Source organism: Streptomyces sp. bgisy027, assembly GCF_057710365.1.
The window spans coordinates 109,884-126,015 of the sequence record NZ_JBYIVZ010000007.1 but is presented as its reverse complement, the minus strand read 5'-3'; the positions used below and the strand labels follow the sequence as shown (position 1 = coordinate 126,015).

The 16,132-nt window shown below is 72.5% G+C and carries 15 protein-coding genes and 2 pseudogenes; 12 read left to right on the top strand and 5 right to left on the bottom strand.

Annotated features, from left to right (window positions below; genetic code table 11):
* The first annotated feature begins 148 nt into the window (after positions 1–148).
* Genes AC3ETA_RS09780 through AC3ETA_RS09760 form a run of 5 tightly spaced genes read left to right on the top strand, consistent with a single transcriptional unit; the run spans position 149 to position 5,156 of the window.
* Positions 149–1,039, top strand: coding sequence for an ABC transporter ATP-binding protein (locus AC3ETA_RS09780; protein WP_432192420.1), 891 nt, complete (start codon positions 149–151; stop codon positions 1,037–1,039).
* On the top strand, positions 1,036–1,836 hold the full coding sequence (locus AC3ETA_RS09775; RefSeq protein WP_432192419.1) for an ABC transporter ATP-binding protein: 801 nt from the start codon (positions 1,036–1,038) through the stop codon (positions 1,834–1,836). Before AC3ETA_RS09780 ends, AC3ETA_RS09775 begins: the two co-directional genes overlap by 4 nt.
* Positions 1,833–2,732, top strand: a complete 900-nt coding sequence (locus AC3ETA_RS09770) for a branched-chain amino acid ABC transporter permease (protein WP_432192418.1) — start codon at positions 1,833–1,835, stop codon at positions 2,730–2,732. Before AC3ETA_RS09775 ends, AC3ETA_RS09770 begins: the two co-directional genes overlap by 4 nt.
* Positions 2,725–3,864, top strand: a complete 1,140-nt coding sequence (locus AC3ETA_RS09765) for a branched-chain amino acid ABC transporter permease (RefSeq protein WP_432192417.1) — start codon at positions 2,725–2,727, stop codon at positions 3,862–3,864. The genes AC3ETA_RS09770 and AC3ETA_RS09765 overlap by 8 nt, the downstream gene beginning before the upstream one ends.
* The gene (locus AC3ETA_RS09760) at positions 3,861–5,156 is read left to right on the top strand and encodes an ABC transporter substrate-binding protein (RefSeq protein WP_432192416.1); all 1,296 of its coding nucleotides are present in this window, start codon (positions 3,861–3,863) and stop codon (positions 5,154–5,156) included. Before AC3ETA_RS09765 ends, AC3ETA_RS09760 begins: the two co-directional genes overlap by 4 nt.
* A 164-nt stretch (positions 5,157–5,320) precedes the next feature.
* On the opposite strand, the gene AC3ETA_RS09755 is transcribed toward AC3ETA_RS09760, so the two are convergent.
* Positions 5,321–5,959 carry a TetR/AcrR family transcriptional regulator gene (locus AC3ETA_RS09755; protein ID WP_432192415.1) on the bottom strand — a complete coding sequence of 213 codons (639 nt, stop codon included), beginning with the start codon at positions 5,957–5,959 and terminating at the stop codon, positions 5,321–5,323.
* 68 nt (positions 5,960–6,027) lie between these two features.
* Here AC3ETA_RS09755 and AC3ETA_RS09750 point away from each other — a divergent pair, with 68 nt between their 5' ends.
* Together AC3ETA_RS09750 and AC3ETA_RS09745 are read left to right on the top strand one after the other, a co-directional pair.
* On the top strand, positions 6,028–7,632 hold the full coding sequence (locus tag AC3ETA_RS09750; RefSeq protein ID WP_432192414.1) for an FAD-binding oxidoreductase: 1,605 nt from the start codon (positions 6,028–6,030) through the stop codon (positions 7,630–7,632).
* 97 nt (positions 7,633–7,729) lie between these two features.
* Positions 7,730–8,305, top strand: a complete 576-nt coding sequence (locus AC3ETA_RS09745; protein WP_432192413.1) for a dihydrofolate reductase family protein — start codon at positions 7,730–7,732, stop codon at positions 8,303–8,305.
* Between the two features lie 7 nt (positions 8,306–8,312).
* On the opposite strand, the gene AC3ETA_RS09740 is transcribed toward AC3ETA_RS09745, so the two are convergent.
* A complete protein-coding gene (locus AC3ETA_RS09740) occupies positions 8,313–9,461 on the bottom strand; it encodes an AI-2E family transporter (protein ID WP_432192412.1) in 1,149 nt (382 codons plus the stop codon).
* 263 nt (positions 9,462–9,724) lie between these two features.
* Here AC3ETA_RS09740 and AC3ETA_RS09735 point away from each other — a divergent pair, with 263 nt between their 5' ends.
* Genes AC3ETA_RS09735 through AC3ETA_RS09725 form a run of 3 tightly spaced genes read left to right on the top strand, consistent with a single transcriptional unit; the run spans position 9,725 to position 13,371 of the window.
* Positions 9,725–10,003 carry a hypothetical protein gene (locus tag AC3ETA_RS09735; RefSeq protein ID WP_432192411.1) on the top strand — a complete coding sequence of 93 codons (279 nt, stop codon included), beginning with the start codon at positions 9,725–9,727 and terminating at the stop codon, positions 10,001–10,003.
* Positions 10,000–12,204, top strand: a complete 2,205-nt coding sequence (locus tag AC3ETA_RS09730; RefSeq protein WP_432192410.1) for an FUSC family protein — start codon at positions 10,000–10,002, stop codon at positions 12,202–12,204. Before AC3ETA_RS09735 ends, AC3ETA_RS09730 begins: the two co-directional genes overlap by 4 nt.
* 9 nt (positions 12,205–12,213) lie before the next feature.
* Positions 12,214–13,371: a PP2C family protein-serine/threonine phosphatase gene (locus AC3ETA_RS09725; protein WP_432192409.1), complete on the top strand. Its 1,158-nt coding sequence runs from the start codon at positions 12,214–12,216 to the stop codon at positions 13,369–13,371.
* A 19-nt stretch (positions 13,372–13,390) separates the two neighbouring features.
* Here the strand turns inward: AC3ETA_RS09725 and AC3ETA_RS09720 are convergent.
* A pseudogene (locus tag AC3ETA_RS09720) lies at positions 13,391–13,597 on the bottom strand (RICIN domain-containing protein); the annotation flags it as partial.
* Between the two features lie 214 nt (positions 13,598–13,811).
* Here AC3ETA_RS09720 and AC3ETA_RS09715 point away from each other — a divergent pair.
* Positions 13,812–13,886: pseudogene (locus AC3ETA_RS09715) on the top strand (RidA family protein); the annotation flags it as partial.
* Here AC3ETA_RS09715 and AC3ETA_RS09710 read toward each other — a convergent pair.
* Together AC3ETA_RS09710 and AC3ETA_RS09705 are read right to left on the bottom strand one after the other, a co-directional pair.
* Entirely contained in the window at positions 13,887–14,552 is a 666-nt protein-coding gene (locus tag AC3ETA_RS09710; RefSeq protein ID WP_432192408.1) for an NAD(P)H-binding protein, read from the bottom strand.
* Positions 14,553–14,616: 64 nt separating this feature from the next.
* Positions 14,617–15,780: a mannose-binding protein gene (locus AC3ETA_RS09705; protein ID WP_432192407.1), complete on the bottom strand. Its 1,164-nt coding sequence runs from the start codon at positions 15,778–15,780 to the stop codon at positions 14,617–14,619.
* Here AC3ETA_RS09705 and AC3ETA_RS09700 point away from each other — a divergent pair.
* The gene (locus tag AC3ETA_RS09700; protein WP_432192406.1) at positions 15,779–16,009 is read left to right on the top strand and encodes a hypothetical protein; all 231 of its coding nucleotides are present in this window, start codon (positions 15,779–15,781) and stop codon (positions 16,007–16,009) included. The two genes, AC3ETA_RS09705 and AC3ETA_RS09700, sit on opposite strands and share 2 nt — an antisense overlap.
* Positions 16,010–16,132 lie beyond the last annotated feature (123 nt).

The following is a 16,132-nucleotide window of genomic DNA, read 5'->3' as shown; positions in this document are numbered from 1 at the left end:
GGGCACCCGCACAACCCCGGCCCACCCGCATTGGGACCACGCAGCGTCCTCGCCCGAACACCTGTACCGCCCGCCCGCGCCCGTGCTGTCGTGGGCTGCCCTTCCCCCGAAGCCCCCGTGCCCGACGGCACGGACCCGAGGAGCCGTGATGCCCGAAGCACCACCGGACGAAGAGGCCGCCCTGTACGTCGAGGGCCTCGACGTGACCTACGGCCGCGCCCTGTCCGCCCTTCGTTCCGTGTCCCTGACCGTCCCGCACGGCGCGATCGTCACCCTGCTCGGCCCCAACGGCGCCGGCAAGACGACCCTGTTGCGGGCGGTGTCGGGCACCCTGCGCCTGCACCGCGGCGCGATCACGGCCGGCCGTATCCGCTACGGCGCCACACAACTCGACGGACGCGACCCGGTCGCGGCCGTGCGGGCCGGAGTCGTGCAAGTCCCCGAGGGACGCCGGGTCTTCGCCGGCCTCACCGTCGACGAGAACCTCCGTTCCGGCGGCCTCGGCCTCGGCAGGCGCCGCCCCGCTCAGGTCGCCGCAGCCCGGGACCGGGTCTTCGCGCTCTTCCCGCGCCTGGCCGAACGCACCGGGCAGGCCGCCGGACTGCTGTCCGGCGGGGAGCAGCAGATGCTCGCCATCGGCCGCGCCCTGATGGCCGCCCCTCGCCTGCTCCTGCTCGACGAGCCCTCCCTCGGCCTCGCCCCGCAGATGGTCTACCGGATCGCCGAGGTCGTCCGCGAGATCAACGCCCAGGGCACCGCCGTCCTCCTGGTCGAGCAGAACGCGGGCATGGCGCTGTCCCTCGCCGACACCGCCCATGTCCTGGAGGTCGGCGAGGTCCGGCTCTCCGGCCCCGCCGACGAACTCGCCCGCACGGACGCCGTACGGCGCCTGTACCTGGGCGAGACCACCGAGACGACCGAGACCACCGAGACCACCGAGGCCACCGAGACGACCGAGGCGACGGAGCCGTCAGAGACCACGCACACGACCAAGACCACCACAGCCACCGGCACTACCGAGGGGCAGGGAGCCGCGTGACCGTCCGCACCACCGCACCGCCCGAACTCACCGCGACGGACGTGACCGTCCGGTTCGCCGGGCTCACGGCCCTGGACGCCGTGTCCTTCACCGTCGTCCCGGGCACCGTCCACGCGCTCATCGGACCCAACGGAGCGGGCAAGTCCACCTGCTTCAACGTGCTGTCGGGGCTGTGCCGCCCGGCCACCGGCGCCGTACGCCTCGGCGACGCCGAGCTGACCCGGCTCGCCCCGCACCGCATCGCCGCCCTCGGCGTCGCCCGCACCTTCCAGAACATCGTCACCACCCAGGGCACGGTCGCCGACAACCTGATGCTCGGCCGGCACGCCCTGACCCGGGCCGGCTTCGCCGCCAGCGCGCTGCGTCTGCCGCACGTGCGCCGCGAGCAGCGCGAGCACCTCGCCCGCGCCCGCGAGATCGCCGAACTCACCGGCCTGGCCGCGCACTTCGACAGCCCCGTCGCCCTGCTCTCCTACGGCGACCGCAAGCGCGTCGAGCTCGCCCGCGCCCTGTGCCTGGAACCCCGGGTCCTGCTGCTGGACGAGCCGGTCGCCGGGATGAACGCGGCCGAGCGCGCCCGCACGGTCGAGGTCGTGCACGCCGTGCGGGCCGAACTCGGACTGTCCGTGGTGCTGGTGGAGCACGACATGGGCCTCGTGATGCGGCTTGCCGACGAGGTCACCGTCCTCGACTTCGGCCGCGCCATCGCGCACGGCACCCCGGACGAGGTCCGCCGCGACCCGGAAGTGCTGCGCGCCTACCTCGGCACCGGCGCGGAAGAGGAGGACGCGGCATGACCACCTTCCTGGACAACGTCCTCAACGGGATCGCCCTCGGCGCGGTCTACGCCCTGGTCGCCCTCGGCTTCGTGATCATCTTCAAGGCGTCCGGCGTCATGAACTTCGCGCACGGCTCGCTGCTCCTGCTCGGCGGCTATGTCACCGCCGTACTCCACGACGACCTCGGCTTCGCCGGAGCCCTCGCCGTGGCCGTCCTCGTGACCGCGACCGTGGCCGGCGCCATGGACCGCTTCCTGCTCCAGGCCGGCGGGGGAGCCGACCCGCACGCCGCCCATGTGCAGACCATCGTCACCATCGGCGTCGACATCGTCATCCTCACCGACCTGTCACGACGCATCGGCGGCGACCTGCTCTCGCTCGGCGACCCCTGGGGCGACTCGGTGAGCGGTCTCGGTCCGGTGACCGTCGCCGACAGCCGGATCGCGGCGATCGTGGTGTCCACCGTCGTCATCGGCGCCGTCTTCGCCCTGTTCCGGTACACGGATTGGGGCCTTTCGCTGCGCGCCTCGGCCGAGGACGTGGAAGCGGCCGCCCTGATGGGCGTACGGCTGGTGCGGGTGCGCACCCTCGCCTGGTGCCTGGCCGGAGCACTTGCGGCGCTGGCGGCGGTGTTCCTCGCCGCGTTCCCCGCGCCCGGCCTGGAACGCACGACAGGGCAGATCGCGCTGAAGGCGTTCCCGGCGGCGATCCTCGGCGGGATGGCGTCACCGCCCGGCGCTCTCGCGGGCAGCCTGCTGATCGGGCTCACCGAGGCCCTCGTCGCCGGCTATCAGTCCGACCTGCATGTCCTGGGCGAGGGGTTCGGCGATGTCGCGCCCTACGCGGTGATGGTGCTGGTGCTGCTGATACGGCCCACCGGGCTGTTCGGCGGAAAGGCGGCGGTCCGTGTCTGAACGACTCTCCCGTGCCCGCGCGATCCGCCTGGGCCGGCCCTTCGCGGCCGTCGCCGTCCTGTGCGCGCTGCCCTTCTACCTCGATGCGTTCTGGCTGCGCATCGGCCTGTTCTCCATGGCGGCGGCCATCGGCGCGGTGGGCCTGGGCCTGCTGTCCGGCACCGCCGGGCAACTCTCCCTCGGCCACGCCTTCTTCCTGGCCGTGGGCGCCTACGGCTACGTATGGCTGGCCGGTGAGCCCGGACCCGGGCTGCCCACCGTCGTCGCCGCGGTACTCGCGGTGCTGCTGGCCGGGGCGGCCGGCGGGTTGTTCAGTCCCGTCGCCGGCCGGGTGCGCGGCATCTACCTCGGCGTCGCCACCCTGGCCCTGGTCTTTCTCGGACACCACGTCCTGCTCACCGCGGACTCCGTCACCGGCGGATTCAACGGCCGTTCGGTGCCACCGCTGGAAGCGGGCGGCTTCTCCTTCTCCGCCGACTCCGAACTCACCGTGCTGGGCGTGCCGTTCGGCGCCGAGGAACGGCTGTGGTACCTGGGACTCGTACTGTTCGCGGTCACCTGGTTCACCGCCAGAGGGCTCCTGCGAGGCCGTCCCGGACGTGCCCTGGTGGCGCTGCGCGACAGCGAGACCGCGGCCGCGGTGATGGGCGTCGACGTCTCCCGCTACCGCTCGGCGGCCTTCGTGGTGTCGTCGATGTACGCGGGCCTGGCCGGCGTACTGCTCGCCCTCTCCTTCCGCCGTGTGGTGCCCGACTATTTCAGCCTCGTGCTGTCCGTCGACTACCTCGCCATGATCGTCATCGGCGGACTCGGATCGGTGGCCGGAGCCACCGTCGGCGCCGTGTTCGTCACCGCACTGCCCCTGCTGATGACCCGTTACGCCGACCAACTCCCGCTGGTGGCCGCCCCCGGCACCACCGACGGCACCGTCGGACCCACCGAGGCGGCCCGCTATCTCTACGGCGCGTCGATCGTCCTGATCCTCCTCTTCGCCCCCGACGGCCTGCACGGCCTGGTCCGGCGGCTGCGCGCCCGCCTGCGGCGCACCCGGACAGCACCGCCACCCTCGAACGCCACCTCCCCGTCCCAACCGACCGCGCCAGCCGTACGAGCCAAGGAGCACACCTCGTGAAGCCCTCGCACGACCACACACACCGCGCCGCGCAGCGCAACAGGACGCTCCTGGCCGCGGCCCTCGCCGCCCTCCTGCTCGCAGGTACGGGATGCAGCTCCAAGGCCAAGACCTCCGACAGCGCGGGCGACGGCGCCGACGGCGTCAGGACCGGCCCCGGAGTCACCGACAAGACCATCAAGCTCGGCGCCCTCACGGACCTCACCGGCCCCTACGCGACCCTCGGCAAGAGCATCGTGCAGGCCCAGCAGATGTGGGCCGACGAGGTCAACGCCGACGGAGGCATCTGCGACCGGCGCGTGGAGATCGTCGTCAAGGACCACGGCTACGACGTCCAGAAGGCCGTCACCGCCTACGCCGACATCTCCGCGGACGTCGTGGCCCTGCCGCAGGTCATCGGATCGCCCGTGATGGCCGCGCTGCTCGACGACATCGACCGGGACAAGGTGCTGACCTTCCCCCAGGCCTGGGCCGCCTCCCTGCTGGACCGGGAGTCCGTGCAGGTCCTGGGCACCACCTACGACATCGACATGATCGCCGCCGTCGACTTCCTCACCCGGACCAAGGGCCTGGCGAAGGGCGACAGGATCGGCCACGTCTACTTCGAGGGCGACTACGGCGCGAACGCGCTGGAGGGCTCGCAGTGGGCCGCGAAGAAGGCGGGTCTGAAGGTCGTCGGGCAGAAGATCAAGGCCACCGACACCGACCTGTCCGCGCAGGTCTCGGCGCTGCGCAAGGAAGGTGTCAAGGCGATCCTGATCAGCGCCGGACCGGCACAGACCGCCTCGCTGGTCGGAGTCGCGGCCTCCCGCGGTCTGAAGGTGCCCGTGGTCAGCAGCGCCCCCGGCTACGCCCCGCAGCTGATGAAGACTCCGGCCGCGCCCGCCCTCGCCGCCATGCTGAACATCGTCAGCGCCGCCCCGGCCGCCAGCTCCGACCTGCCCGGCGTGCGGAAGATGGTCGCCGCGTACAAGAAGAAGTACCCGGACGCCCTGGTCGACGCCGGAGTTCTCTCCGGCTACAACGCCGCCCAGATCATGGGCGCCGACCTGAAGAAGGCCTGCGAGGGCGGCAGCCTCGCGCGCGAGGACGTCGTCAAGGCGCACCGCGCCCAGTCCAACGTCGACGTCGGCCTCGGCACCGCGCAGAACTTCTCCGACAAGGCGCAGCCGGCCAGCACCTCCACCTACGTGCACAAGCCGGACGCGAAGGCGGTCGGCGCCGCGGTGAACCTGGAGGAGGCGCACGCCGCGCCGGGCGTCGAGGAGTACCTCGCCTCCCGCGACGAGTGACCCGCCGGGCTCCCTGACGGAAAGCGGACCGGGCCGCGGCAGCACCGCCGTGGCCCGGCACCCTCGCCCACGGAGTCGGTTCGTTCAGCGGGCCCAGGAGACGGGTCAGGGCGCCGGCGTCGCCCTCGTGGTCGACGGACGAGTCGCCGGTGGGCCGGTGCGCGTCACGCGTGGTCGCCTTCGGTGAGTCCGATGGCGCGGGCGGCGGCGAAGATGCGGGCGCATCGCCGCGTCATGGCGTCCGGCGACTGGTCGGGGTGGTTGATCCACCAGCGGACCAGGGCGGTGCACAGGCCGCGCCACGCGTACTTGAGGGCGTCGGCGTCGAGCGGGTCGCCGGCTCCGGCCGATTGCAGCAGGTCGGCGGCGCCGGTCGCGGCGAGGTCGTCGATGGCGGTGCGGTAGTACGACGCGCGGCGGGCGGCGTCGCTGTCGGGCGGCAGCGTGGCGTCGTAGAGCACGAACCAGGCGTCGCGCCGCTCGTCGAGGGCGGTGAACAGCGCGGCGAGTACGCGCAGTGAGGTGGGTGGCGCGTCGGCGGCCGGTTCGGCCATCGCGGTGCGGACCGCACCGAGGAGGCGTTCGCCGACCGGGTCGAGGCAGGCGAGGTAGAGGTCCTGCTTGCTGCCGAAGTACTGGTGCAGCAGCGGCTTGGTGACGCCCACGCGCGTGGCGATGGCGGCCACGGTGGTGGCCTCGTAGCCATGACGGCCGAACTCCTCGGTGGCCGCGGCCAGGACTTGCTGTTCACGCGCGGCTCTCGGCACGCCCTTGGTGCCGGCCTTGGAGGAGTGCGTTGTCATGCCCTCGATCTTACCCTACGGTAATTTACCGTAGGGTAAATTCACTTGGACCCGCTGGGAGCACACTCATGCCTGCCACCGTGACCGACCCCGGCAACTCCCGCCCCCGCTCCTGGTGGGGCTGGGGCTACACGGACGCTCATCCCGGCGACGCCGAGTGCGTCGAGATGGGCGCGCTGCTGCCGGGCACCCTCGCCCGGCCCTTGCCGCTACCTCGGGTCGCCGACCTGGCCCTCGGCCGTCCCGCCGCGGCGCCCCCGCCCTCCCTCGCCCACCTGGTCACCGCGGATCCCGAGGACCGGGCCGCCCACGCCATGGGCAAGGCCTACCGCGATGTCATCCGCGCCCTGCGCGGCCGCCCCGGCCGGATCCCCGACCTCGTCGCCCGCCCGACCGACGAGAAGGAGGTGGCCGACCTGCTGGACTGGGCCGGCGAGCACCAAGTGGCCGTCGTCCCCTTCGGCGGCGGCTCCTCCGTAGTCGGCGGCGTCGAGTACCGCGGCGACGCCCACCGGGCCGTGCTGTCACTCGACCTGACCTCGATGAACCGGGTCCTGGAGATCGACACCGTCAGCCGCTCGGCGCTCGTCCAGGCCGGGGCACTCGGCCCCGTCCTGGAGGAACAGCTGCGCCCCCACGGCCTGACGCTGCGCCACTTCCCGCAGAGCTTCGAGTTCTCCACCCTGGGCGGCTGGCTGGCCACCCGGGCCGGCGGCCACTACGCCACCGTCCACACCCACATCGACGACTTCGTGCAGTCCCTGCGCGTCGTCACGCCCGCCGGAACCGGCACGTCCCGGCGCCTGCCCGGATCCGGCGCCGGACCCTCGCCCGATCGCCTGTTCCTGGGATCCGAGGGCACGCTCGGCGTCATCACGAGGGCGTGGATGCGCCTCCAGGAACGCCCTCGGCACAAGGCATCCGCGTCCGTCGCCTTCACCGACTTCCGGCGTGCGCTCGACGCCGTGCGCGCCATCGCCCAGTCCGACCTCGCCCCTGCCAACTGCCGTCTGCTCGACCCCGGCGAGGCGCTGCTGTCCGGCGCCTCGCACGACGGCTCCTGCGTCCTGGTCCTGGGCTTCGAATCCGCGACCGCCCCCGTCGACGACCGCCTCGCGAGCGCCCTGGACATGGCTCGCGCGCACGGCGGCACCGGCGAGGCACCGAAGGCGGAGGCGGACGCCCCGGCCGACGCGGCCGTCACCGCGTGGCGTTCGGCGTTCCTGCGCATGCCCTATCTGCGTGACGGACTGGCCCGTATGGGTGCCGTCGTCGAGACCTTCGAGACGGCCGCCACCTGGGACCGGATCCCCGCCCTGATCGACGCCGTCCGCACCGAGGTCGGCGCCGCCGCCCTGAAGGCCACCGGGCACGCGGCCACCGTCAACTGCCGCCTGACCCACGTCTACCCCGACGGCGCCGCCCCCTACTTCACCGTGGCCGTCGCCGGCCGCCCCGGCGACGAAGTCGCCGTCTGGGACGACATCAAGGCCGCCGCGACCGACGTCCTGCACCGCCACCGTGCCACCATCACCCACCACCACGCCGTCGGCCGCGACCACCGCCCCGGCTACGACCTCCAGCGCCCGGCCCCCTTCGCCCTGGCACTGCGCGCCACCAAGAACGCCCTGGACCCCCACGGCATCCTCAACCCCGGCGTCCTGATCGGCTGACGGCGGGCGGACGGTTCCGAGGGAATCCCGCGAGCCGCGATGAGTCCTGGAGCGTCCGGCGGTCGTACTGTCGAACCGTCACCGAGGAGGACTTCCGATGCGCAGAGTGACCTATTCGATGAACGTCTCACTGGACGGCTACATCGTCGGCCCCGACGGCGACATGGACTGGGGAGTGCCCGACGAGGACGTCTTCCGCTTCTGGATCGAAGATGTGCGGGAGCTCGGCGTTCACCTGATGGGACGACGGCTCTACGAGACGATGCTGTACTGGGAGACGGCCGATCAGGATCCGTCGCTGGACGCGCCGAGGCTGGAGTTCGCCGCGCTCTGGAAAGCGCTCCCGAAGGTGGTGTTCTCCAACACGCTGTCGGCGGTGGAGGGCAATGCCCGTCTGGTGTCCGGCGACGTGGCGACGGAGATCGAGCGGTTGCGTGCCGAGCCGGGGGAGGGGGACATCGCGATCGGCGGCGCGACCCTCGCCGCCGAGGTGGCCGCCGCGGGGCTGATCGACGAGTACCAGATCATGGTCTACCCGGTGCTGGTCGGCGGTGGCATTTCGTTCTTCCCCCAGGAAAAGAGCCGGGTGGATCTCGAACTCGTCGAGACCCGTACCTACAACTCGAGAGTCGTCCACCTCCGCTACCGGGCGGCTCGCCAGGACCCGCGATAGAGATCATTCAGAGCTCGGCCTGGGGACCGGGCCCCACGACCGGTCGCGCCTGTGCTGCCTCCGAGCCGTCGGCGCGGCCGCGCAGTGCCTGGTGGACGGACCACAGGACGGCGACGAAGGGCACGGCCACGACGGCGCCGATGAACCCGGCAGCGATCGCTCCGCCGACGACGGCGAGGGCCACGACGACCGGATGCAGACGCACGGCCCAGCTCATGACGACGGGATGCAGGAGGTGGCCCTCGATCTGACCGATGATCACGATCAGCGCGACGACGATGAGAGCGGTCACCGGTCCCTTCGTCGCCAGTGCGACGACGGCCGCCACGGCCAGGGCCATGGGTGAGCCGATCAACGGGATGAAGGCGGCCACGAATTCCAGCAGCGCCAGCGGAACGGCGAGGGGGACGCGCAGGACGAGCAGGGCGATGCAGACCAGGAACGCGTTGGTCGCCGCGACGAGCAGGATGCCGTGGGTGTACCCGGTGAAGGTCCGCCAGGCTGCCCGGCCGGCGACCATGAGGTGCTGCCGCGCCCTCCTGGGGAGCTGATCGCAGATCCACTGCCACTGCCGATCGCCGGAGTGCGTGAAGAAGACGGCACAGAACAGGGCCAGCGCGATGACCGTCAGCACTTCCAGGAGCCGGCTCGCACCGCTCACGGCCTCGCTGATGATCGTGGAGCGGTGGCTGGAGAGGAGCTTGCCGATCCTGGACTGGAGGTCGTCGAACGTGTTCGACGGGAGCCGGAAGGGCGGCTCCTCCAGCTGCCGCTCGATCCGGCCGACGCCCGCCACGAACTCCCTTTGCAGCCCTCTTCGCTGATCCGCCACGATCTCGCCCACCAGGGCAAGCCCTCCGAACACGACGGCGATACCACCGATCACGGCACTCGCCACGGCGAGCGGGCGTGGCATCTTGCGGGCGAGGAGTCCGGCCACGGGGCGCAGCACGGTGGTGAGAACCAGGCCGAGGAACACGGCGACGGCGACCCGATGGAACTGCCCGAGCACCGAGAAAACGGCACGCACCACGATCGCCACGACGATGATCCGCCATGCGTACGCGGCACAGGTCCGCAGCCACTCCGGCACGCGGGAGTCCGGGCCGCCGGTGCGGCTGACGGACGAGGCGGGCGGATCGGGCGGCGTGGCCATCCTGATGCCCGTACCACCCACCCGCCGCCGGATCGCGGAGCCGGCCCGGAATTCGCCCGAAGGCCGGTACCGGCGCCGGGCGGGGGCGGTGGGAGTCCGGGCCGCCGGTGCTCGACTCGGCCCAATGCCGCCGAGTGGGGGAGTGTCGGGCTGCGGGCGCTGCGGGGGCGGTCGACAATCGAGGGAGTGGAGGGCGTGTCCGGCCGGCCGCGTCGTGCCGTGGTTCGTTGCCGTGGTGGTGTCGGTCCGAGAGGAACGTGCTCATGGGCGCAGAGGCTTCGCCGGCCGCGCGCACGGGTGCCTTCGTCGCGGTGGCGGTCGCCCTGTTCTGCATCCAGCTCGACCTCTTCGCGCTGAACCCGGCCGTCCCCGGCACCGCCGTTGTCCTGGTGGTACGTCATCGGCTCGCGGACACGGCCGGGACCGGGAAGATCCCGCCGACGGGCCGTCCTCGCCCGGCCGGCCCGGATGACTCGGCCGGCCGGCGGGCCCCCGGCGGCGGTGCCGGCTCGCGGCCGTCACGCGGCGGGCGTCTGCCGTGACGGGCGGCGTGGAGCGGACCCGGATCCTGCACCGGTCGGCGCGGGTGACCCTCGCCGCGTCCCTGGGCTTCTACACCTTCGTCTACGGGCTCGACGAACCCGTCCTCGCCCTGTACGCGCTCTTCGGGCCGATCTCCCTGGGCCTGCTGTCCCCGATCCCCGGATCCGGGCGGCAGCGGGCCGAGGTGGTGCTGAAGGCACTGCCCGTGGGACTCGGGCTGGTGACCCTCGGGACCTTGCTCGCCGTGCACACCTGGGCCGCGGTGCTCGGCATGCTCGGCGTCGGCTTCCTCCTCGCCTTCGCGGCGATCGCGGGTCCCCGCCCGGCCGGAGCGGCGCCCGGACTCCAGCTCTTCTACATCCTGGCCTGCTTCCCGCCGTACGAACCCCAGACGCTGGGGCTGCGGCTGGCCGGACTCGTCTTCGGCGTGGTCGCGCTCGTGCTGTGCGAGCTGTTCTTGCTGCCGACCCCACCGGAGCCCACGTACCGCGCGGCCCTCGCGCAGGCGCTCGCGACGGCCCGCGACGCCATCACCGGGGACGACGCCCTCTCGCCGGAGGCACTGAGGAAGGCCGGTGCTCGGCTGCGGCTGTCCAAAACCTCGCCCGCCCAGCGTCCCGCCGGCCCGGGCCGGCGGGACCGCGGCCTGGCCCAGGCGGGGTCCGCCGCCCGCCGGCTCCTAGAACAGCTGGCGCATCTGACCGAGAGGGGCGAGCTGCGCGAACTCGTGCGGAGCGGTGCGAGGAACGACAGCGTTCGGGAGAGCGGAAAAGGCGGCCGGGACACGGCGCTGCGAACGCTGCTGCCGCGCGTGGTGTCGCTCCTCGACGAGACCGCCGCCGCCCTGCACACGGGCCGGGCCGCCCCGGGCCCGCAGCGGATGGACGAGGCCATCGACGACTTCCAGCGGATCCGCCTCCGGCAGGCGGCGGGACCCGCCGACGAGGTACCCGCGGCGGACGTGCTGCGCAGACAGGCGGCACTGCTGGCGGTCGCCGAGTCGGTGCGCGCCCTGGAGATCTCCGTACGGGTCGGCCTCGACGGACGGCGCACCCCGCCCATCGAACCCACGGAACTGTTCTGGTACACGCACACCGCCGCCGCACAGCTGTGGCTGCGCCGGATCACCGGCAACATCTCGCTGCGCTCGGTGCAGTTCCACAACGCCCTGCGGATCGCGATGGCGTTGGCCGCCGCACGCCTCGTGGCGGGCTCGCTCGATCTGACGCACGGCTTCTGGGTGCTGCTCGCGGTGCTCACGCTGAGCCGGACCACCGTGGGGGAGGCCTGGTCGGCCATCCGCCAGGCCGTCACCGGCAACCTCGTGGGCGCCGTCGTCGCGGGCGCCCTGCTCACCGGCCTGGGCCGGCACACCGAGGCGTACGCGGCCATCCTGGCGCCCGCCATGCTGATCGCCTTCGCGCTCGGGCCGCTGCTCGGCATCGCCTGGGCGCAGGGCCTGTTCACGCTGGTCGTGGCCACCGCGTTCGCCCAGATCGCCCCCGCCTCCTGGCGACTGGCCGAAGCCCGGATCGTGGACGTGGTCACCGGCAGCGCCATCGGTCTGCTGTGCGGAATGCTCGCCTGGCCGGCCGGCGCCCGCGCCGAGGTGCGCAGAACCATGGCGGGCCTCCTGTACGAGTGCGGCCCGCTGATCAAGGGCACCGTCGGCATGCTCGCCGCGGTGCCGCCGGGCTCCGTCCCCGCCCCGGCTTCGCTGCCCGCGCTGCACCGGCTGCGCCTGGCCGAGTCCGCCTACGCCCAGTTCCGCAGCGAACCCGGCAGCGACGCACACGTCCGCGCCGACTGGCACGCCGTGATCCTCACCGCCCACCACATCCTGCTCGGCGCCCAGTGGCTGCCCCGCTTCGACCTGCCCGCCGACGCCCTGCCGCCCGAGGCCGGTGACCGGGCCAGGGCCGGCGCCGACACGCTCGCCCGCAGGACCGACCGGCTCGCCGACCTGTGCAGCGGCAGACGACCGAAGGCAGCCGAGAAGGCGACGCCACCCGTGCGGCCGACCGGACCGCCGTTGCCGGTCCTGGTCGACCTCGACATGTGGCTGCGCAGCCTCACCGCCCAACTCACCCGCATCGAGGCCGCACTGCCCGAGGCGATCCGGCGGCCATCGCGCGGTACGGCGGCCGCCGGCACCGCGAGCCCAGGGCGCGGGGCCGGCCACGACGGGCCCGGAAGCTAGGGGCGCGCCGTGCCCGGCCGGCACCTCCGCGACGAACTACAGGGCCCCACCCTGCGCGGCTGGGTCTGGTGGCTGCCGCTGGCCGCGGTCCTCGTCGACGTGGCCGCCGAGTTCATCGTCAGCGGTCGTGAACCGGTGAGCTTCATGCTCATCGCGGTCCCGCCGCTGGCCGCCGCGACCCGCGGCCCGCGGGGCACCGCGATGTCGGCGGTCGTGTGCCTGGGGCTGCAGATCTGGATGGCGGCCCGCCGTCCCGGTCACGTGGACGAGCAGCACCACATCGCCATGTACCTCGCCACCGCCCTCATCGGCATCGCCAGTGTCGCGCTCGCCGCGCAGCGGGAACGGACCCGGCAACACCTCATCCGCGCCAACTCGGTCGCCGAGGCCATGCAGCGAACCCTGCTGCGCCCGGTGCCGCGAAGACTCGGCGCGGTGCGTGCCGCCGGGTTCTACGAGGCCGGCGAGGGCGGCACCCTCGTCGGCGGAGACCTGTACGACATGTGCGATACGCCCTTCGGGGTACGGGTGATCATCGGTGACGTCCGCGGCAAGGGGCTCGGCGTGGTGCAGACCGTCGCCGCGGTGCTGGGCAGCTTCCGGGTCTCGGCCCACGAATGGCAGAGCCTGAGCGCCCTGGCCGCCAGGCTGGAACTCAGCATCGCCCGCAACAGCCCGGCCGGCGACGACGGCGACCCCGAACTGTTCGTCACCGCACTGGTCGTGGAGTTCCCGCCGGAGGGCGGTGAGGTGCGCATCGTCGACCGCGGGCACCCCGCGCCCGTGGCGGTCGGCCCGAACGGCGCCCGACGACTGCCCACGGCGCCCGGACTGCCACTCGGGCTGGGCGGCCTTGCGCCGGACGGGGCCGACGCCACGGTGCACCCCCTCGGACCGTCGGAGGTGCTCGTCCTGCACACGGACGGAGTGAGTGAGGCGCGTGACGCGGGCGGCGTCTTCTACCCGGTCCTCGAACGGCTCGGGCAGCGGTTCTCCGGGGAGCGCGCACCGGACCCGCAGACGGTTGTCTCGTTCGTCCGCACCGACGCGGAACGCTGGTCGGCGCAGGCCGACAACGACGACCGTGCCGTCCTCGCCCTGTCGCTGGACCCCGTGACGTCCCGGCGCCGGACCGGACGGGACACCGGCGACGCCAAGGGCGGGTAGCGTCGCCGGCCCTCGACCAGGGCTGTGCGGTCAGCCGGAAGGACTGTGCGGTCGAGTTGTCACAGGGCCGCTGCACCCATTGCACGCTGTTCGCGGAACTGCCCGTCGTGCTCAGGCACTTGCGGCTGTGCCGGGCGACGAAGCGGTAGTTCCCCGATGCCTCCCGCTCGGGGCGCCACTGCTGGTTGCCGCCACCGCCGTGGGACCACAGCTGCAACGGCGCGTTGGGCGGCCAACGGCGCCTGCGTCGACGCCAGGGCGGCGGCCACTGCGCATGTCATGACACGACTTATTTCACCTCATGATGTGAGAAGTGCGCGAAATGACCTGTCAAGCGGATGGCGTGTATCGGCGTCCAGGAGGTCCGGTTCGACGAAGGAGATGCCGGGAGATGCCGCAGTTCCACCGCCGTGCTGATCGGCGGTGGAACGTTCTTCGCGGCCATCACGATGCTCGGGGTCACGCGACTGGCTGTCCCGGGCCGGATGGTCGAGCCGGAGGGCACCGCCGTCGCGTCAACCGCCGAGTCGGTTGATCTGGTCCGTCCGCACAACTCGCGGTCCGGAACCGTCGAGCCGGGCGACGGCGATCATCGCCCGTCCGAGGTGCTCGGTGCTGGTCACGTAGCGGGGCGTCACACGGCGCAGGACCGGATAGAGCCAGGACGTGAACCGGTACGCCAGCCGGTACCACCGCGTGGCGGAGGTCTCCCCATGGACGGGCTGGATCCATCCGGGGCGGAAGGCGTACGCGTGCATGTCCATGGCCATCAGCGCATTCTCCGTCCGGCCCTTCACCCGGGCCCAGAAGACGCGTCCCCGCTCCGTGCTGTCGGTGCCTTCCCCCGACACGTACACGAAGGTCACGTGCGGATTGTCGGCGGCCACCACCCGGGCGGCCTCCAAGGTGCAGTCGTAGGTGATCCTCTCGTAGTCCTCATGGCTGAGTCCCACGGACGAGACCCCGAGGCAGTAGAAACAGGCGTCCGCCCCTGAGAGTTCTCTTGCGATCGGGGTGAGATCGGAGAAGTCGGCGTGCCGCACCTCGCGAAGCTTCGGCGCGTTCCTGCCGAGCGGCCGACGTACGACGGCGACGACTTCGCCGACCTCCGGTTCTTCCAGGCATGCGCGCAGAACACCTTGGCCGACCATGCCTGTTGCCCCGAAGAGAACTACCTTCACCTTGCCTCCATCCGGATTGCTCGCGGCGGGGGTGTACCCGGCAGGTCATCCCCGCCGCAGGGGGTCAGGTCGACCAGAGCACGGCGCCGTTCTGGACGATGACCACCTTGGCGTCGGCACGGAGGACGAGTCGGGCTCCTTCGTGGCCCCAGGTCTGGGAGGCCCAGATGGGGCGGTCCTCGCCATTGTGGATGACGAGGTTGCCGTCCGACTGGAAGATCGCCCGGTGGTTCGAGCCGAAGGTCATGGACGCCCAGATCGGGTTGCCGTGCTCGTTGTAGACGACGAGGTTGCCGTCGGTCTGCATGACCATCCGGATGCGGTTCGTGGTCCAGGCCTGGTTGACCTCCAGGACGCTGGTCGCGAAGACGGTCTCGGTGCTCCAGTTCGGCTGCGGGGTCGCCTTGGGCTTCGGCTTGGGCTTGGCCTTCGGCTTCGCCTCGGGTTTGCTGCTCGGGCTGGACTCCGGCGTGGGTACGACGGGCTGGGGCGCGGTGACCTTGGCGGGCGCGCTCTTCGTCGCCTTCGCCTTCTTCGGGGACGGACTGGGCTTCTCGGCCACGTAGTCGTCGAGGGCGGCGGGGGCGGACGTCGGGTTGAGGACGGTGTCGGAGCCCTCCGCGGCCAACCCCTTGGCGGAGTCCGGGGGGCCGTCGTCCTTCGCGCTGCCGGTCAGCAGCAGGGGTATGGCAATCAACGCGGCGCCGGCTATCGCCGCGCCCGCCAGGATCGGCTTGCGAGGGCGGCCGCTGCCGGCACCGGTGTTGGTCCTGGTGCCCGGCGGCGTCGTCGCCACGGCGGCCGCTACGGCGACGCGCTCCTCTGATGCCTCGGTGGTCCCGGCTGCGGCTGAGGCAGCGGCTTCGTCGGATCCGGTGGCGGTGGTCTCACCGGTGTCGGGGACCGGGGTGGCGGTGGGCTCCCCGGTGCCCGAGACGGTGGGCTCCCCGGTGCCCGTGGCGGTGGTCGCCTCGGCAGCGGCGGCAGTCGGCTCCCCGGCCCCGGTGGTGCCGGACTTCGCCCCTGCGGTGCCGGTTTCCGACGCGGTGTTCCCGGACTCCGCCTCAGGAGCAGGAGCAGGAGCAGGAGCAGGAGCAGGAGCCGCAGCAGGGGCGGGACTCGGGGTCGGCTCGTCCGGTGCGGCAGGCGTGGGCGGCATTGCGGTCTCCCCTGCGCGGGTGGCGGCCGCCTCCGCGTTCGCGTCGGGGGTGGGGGGCTGGGGGGACATGCGGTACTCCTCCTCGGTGGCGGAGCTGTCGGTTGTGGCCGGGGCCCGTGCAGTGGTCGGCTGGACGAACACCGGGAAGCCCGGCGGGTGCTGTTCGAGCGCCGCGCCGGGGTCGGACCGGTTCGGCCCGGTCCCGGTCGCCGAGGTGCACCGACCCGCCGCGGTGGCGGCCGCAGACCGATCCGACGCCTTCTCGAACTACGAGGTCTTCCCGTACGGCCCAACTTAGCCCGTAGCAAGGGCGATCGGCCGACCGCCTCCCCCAACTCCCGCGTCGCTTTGTCCACTCACGCCTCGCTGCTCCCGGAAAGTTCCCGACCCGGGCAGCAAACGGGCACGCGGGCACGCGATT

Excerpts from the sequence above, each read along its gene's own strand:
- AC3ETA_RS09770 (WP_432192418.1), top strand. The coding sequence starts at position 1,833 with ATGACCACCTTCCTGGACAACGTCCTCAACGGGATCGCCCTCGGCGCG.
- AC3ETA_RS09750 (WP_432192414.1), top strand. The coding sequence starts at position 6,028 with ATGCCTGCCACCGTGACCGACCCCGGCAACTCCCGCCCCCGCTCCTGG.
- AC3ETA_RS09735 (WP_432192411.1), top strand. The coding sequence starts at position 9,725 with ATGGGCGCAGAGGCTTCGCCGGCCGCGCGCACGGGTGCCTTCGTCGCG.
- AC3ETA_RS09740 (WP_432192412.1), bottom strand. The coding sequence starts at position 9,461 with ATGGCCACGCCGCCCGATCCGCCCGCCTCGTCCGTCAGCCGCACCGGC.
- AC3ETA_RS09755 (WP_432192415.1), bottom strand. The coding sequence starts at position 5,959 with ATGACAACGCACTCCTCCAAGGCCGGCACCAAGGGCGTGCCGAGAGCC.
- AC3ETA_RS09700 (WP_432192406.1), top strand. The coding sequence starts at position 15,779 with ATGCGGTACTCCTCCTCGGTGGCGGAGCTGTCGGTTGTGGCCGGGGCC.
- AC3ETA_RS09705 (WP_432192407.1), bottom strand. The coding sequence starts at position 15,780 with ATGTCCCCCCAGCCCCCCACCCCCGACGCGAACGCGGAGGCGGCCGCC.
- AC3ETA_RS09745 (WP_432192413.1), top strand. The coding sequence starts at position 7,730 with ATGCGCAGAGTGACCTATTCGATGAACGTCTCACTGGACGGCTACATC.
- AC3ETA_RS09780 (WP_432192420.1), top strand. The coding sequence starts at position 149 with ATGCCCGAAGCACCACCGGACGAAGAGGCCGCCCTGTACGTCGAGGGC.